This is a genomic window from Actinomadura harenae (genome assembly GCF_003696215.1).
In the GTDB taxonomy this organism is placed as follows: domain Bacteria; phylum Actinomycetota; class Actinomycetes; order Streptosporangiales; family Streptosporangiaceae; genus Spirillospora; species Spirillospora harenae.
In genome coordinates this window covers 1-3,101 of the sequence record NZ_RFFG01000236.1, presented here as the reverse complement: position 1 = coordinate 3,101, position 3,101 = coordinate 1, and the positions used below count along the sequence as shown (strand labels likewise).

The following is a 3,101-nucleotide window of genomic DNA, read 5'->3' as shown; positions in this document are numbered from 1 at the left end:
GGTCGTAGCGGCTGCCCGGTTCGACCGGATGCTCGGCGTCCGCGCACACCACCTTGACGTCGTGGTAGCCCGCCTTGGCCAGGCACGCCGAGGCCCGGTCGGTGACATCCGGGTCGATGTCGACGGTGGTGACCGATCCGGCCGGGCCGACGAGTTCGGCCAGCAGCGAGGCGTTGTAGCCGTCGGGTAGCCGGAGCGCATTGCTGCGCCCCGGCCCCCTCAGAACCGTGCGTGCCCCTTCCGGTGCACACGGCTCAAGCAAGTCCTGATAGCTCAGGGCGTGGCGAAGCCCTCAGGGGCGCTCGCTTTCGCTGCGATTCTTCTTCGAGCGCAGTGCGCATGGAGGAGTTCCCGCTTTGGAGCCTTTCGATCGTGGATTTCCCTGGACGGCTTTAGCCGGTCCGTTACCGCTGATGCGCGGACCACTTTGTTCAACTTGGCGATCCATCGCTCCCAGTCGTCTGGGTGCTGCGGTTCGGTTTCCGTATGCAGCAGATAGCCGTTGCAGAGCGGGCAGCGACCGCGCTGCCACCTAAGCATTCGATCGTAATCAGCGCTCAGTGGAAGCTTGGTCTTGCGTCGTCTTCGTGCCCAGTATTCGGCAAGTTGAGGGTCGTCTGGGGAGGCGTTCCCTTGGACCATCACGTGCCTCACGATCGGCGTCCAGACAATTTTGATGAGATAGCGACCCGTATTGCTATCGCCGAACACCCAATTAACTTGCCTGGCAAGGTCGAACGAGCCGAAGTAGCGTTTGACGACCCACTTCTTCGACTTGTTCGGGTGTCGAAATCTCGCCCACTTATACGTCGCCCACCATAGGTAGTTGTCGATATTACTGAACGTCTTCTTCGACACTCCAATTCGGTAATATGCGGCCCATCCCCGAAGGATGGGGTTCAGCTTGGCGACAAGATCGTCCGCGCTGACTCCGCGCATGGCTCGCAATTCTGCACGCAGCCGTTTGCGGAAACGAGCCACTGCCGCCGGGCTCGGTTTGATCAGAACTTTGCTCCCCTTGTACTGCCGAACGTTGAACCCCAGAAAGTCAAAGCCTTCCGCGAGGTGGACGACTTGCGTCTTATCCTCGTTGAAGCGCAGTCCTCTGGGCGCCAGCCACTCGGCGAGCATCCGCCGTGCTTCATCAGCCTGTCTCCGCGAGTGACACAGGACGACGAAGTCGTCGGCATACCTGATCAAAACTGGGCTTGCCGGTGCCGTTTTTCCGGCGTGAACGCCATCGGTACGGTACCGAACCCCGGCGGCCTCCTCCATTCCATGGAGAGCCACGTTGAGCAGCAGAGGGCTAATGACACCGCCTTGGGGGGTGCCCTCAGCCGTTGGGGCGAATCGACCGTTTTCTATCACGCCCGCCTTGAGCCATTCTCGGATCAGCCCCCTGGCGGGGAAGGAAGCGAGCATGGATGTCAGCCGGTCATGGTCGATGCGGTCGAATGCGGCTGCCAGGTCGGCATCAAGGATCCAGCGGCGCTTGGACAAGGGTCCTCGCACCACTTTGAAGATCGCCTCAATGGCGTCATGACAGCCTCGTCCAGGCCGGAATCCGTAGGACTTCGGCTCGAACTTGGCCTCCCACTCGGGCTCCAGCGCGTTGAGGACAAGGGCTTGTACCGCCCTGTCCTTGATCACGGGGATTCCGAGTGGCCGCTGCTTCCCGTTGCTCTTTGGGATGTACACTCGCCTGACTGCCTTTGGCTTCCAGGTCATTGCTTTCGATTGTGCCCACTCGGCCAAAGAGGCTTTCGCAGGCGCAGTCAAGGCAGCTACCCCGTCAATCCCAGGCGTCATGCGACCTGCGTTGATCTCTGCCACACGCCGAACCGCCACGAGGGCGTTCGCGCGGGAGCGGAGCATCAGCTTCTGCAAATTGCGGACCTTCTTCAGGTCCCCTTCCCGTGTTGCCGTGAAGATCCGTTGACGAAGTCGACGTACGTCGTCCCCGACCGCATCCCAGTCAATCGACTGCCAGTCGAGTTCGCCGCCTTCAGGTCCGTTCGCCGCCGACGCATCGGCGGCGTCCAACTTGTCCTTCAGTACTGAGGTCTTCATCATCTTCAGCTCCACAGACTCACCAGGCCCGCGTGGGCTCCCTTTCGAGCCGGGCATGACGCCCGTATCCGGCTGGTTATCCGGGCAAACGGTGGAGATGCCGTCTACCTCGCCCGGTTTCCCATTGCCTTTCGGCTGCCGGCGTTCGCTTCTCGGGCCTTCCTACTCCCGCTGGGGAATTGGTCCTCCCTTGCGGTTGGATTACCGAAGGCATCGCCAGCCACCTTCGGACCCCAACGGGGTTATCACGTTCCGCACATGCAAGATGCGACCGGATTGGGTGCCCTCTGTACCCCGGAGTAGTGGTGCTCTCCTGGCCGACTCGCGGAACATCGACCAGCGCTCGCCGCTTTCCAACGGCCAACTCTGTACGGCCCTTCGCGCATTCCACCCACGGACCTTAGTCGTAACGAGGCGTCACTGAGGGTTCACTTGTATTCACCCGCCCGGTCTTTCCCAGCCTGTAGCCACTGGATGGAACAGCGGCCCTTGGGCCTTTCCCCGGGCTTCGCACCCCGCAATTACTTGCGACGCACGCCGGGGCGGGGAACAGGTCTTGAGCACTGACCTGGGCTATGACATCACTGCCTCCTTGCCATGCCACTTGCTATGTGCGACCTCGTGTCGCACGCCGGACCCGATCTCCAGCACATGCCGGCCCTTCAAACCGTCGAGCGCGTCCACCGCCTGGCTGAGCATCTCGGCGATCAGGAACGGTGCCGAGACCGAGCTGAGGCTCTCCTCGCCGCGCCGCTTCGTCACGATCGCGGTGTTCTCGTATGCCTCCGCGATCGGGGTGTCCGGCGCGTACAGCTCCCGTGGGACGGTCCGAAGCGCCGCCTCCACCGAGGGCGGAAGCGTGAGGCCCTTCCCTTCCTGGTCGGCGATCAGCCGGTCGACCATGCGGTCGCGGAGGTTTGCGCTCTCCAGTGTGTCGACGGTCATGACGGCGTCCTCCCGGAATCGTGGCCTGCGGCGGCCTGAGCGGTGCAGGCGCGTGCTGGTGTACCGCCCGGCCATGCTGCCCGAAC

Annotated in this window: 2 protein-coding genes and 1 pseudogene; all 3 read right to left on the bottom strand. The window is 62.6% G+C overall.

Features of this window, described 5'->3' with window-relative positions; all coding sequences use genetic code 11:
* Positions 1-262 (bottom strand): methyltransferase domain-containing protein (locus EBO15_RS43060; protein ID WP_378240617.1); only part of this gene is annotated, 262 nt, incomplete at its 3' end.
* Between the two features lie 11 nt (positions 263-273).
* A complete protein-coding gene (gene ltrA / locus EBO15_RS43055; protein WP_199745185.1) occupies positions 274-2,085 on the bottom strand; it encodes a group II intron reverse transcriptase/maturase in 1,812 nt (603 codons plus the stop codon).
* A gap of 558 nt (positions 2,086-2,643) precedes the next feature.
* Positions 2,644-3,101 (bottom strand): annotated as a pseudogene (locus tag EBO15_RS43050) (hypothetical protein); the annotation flags it as partial.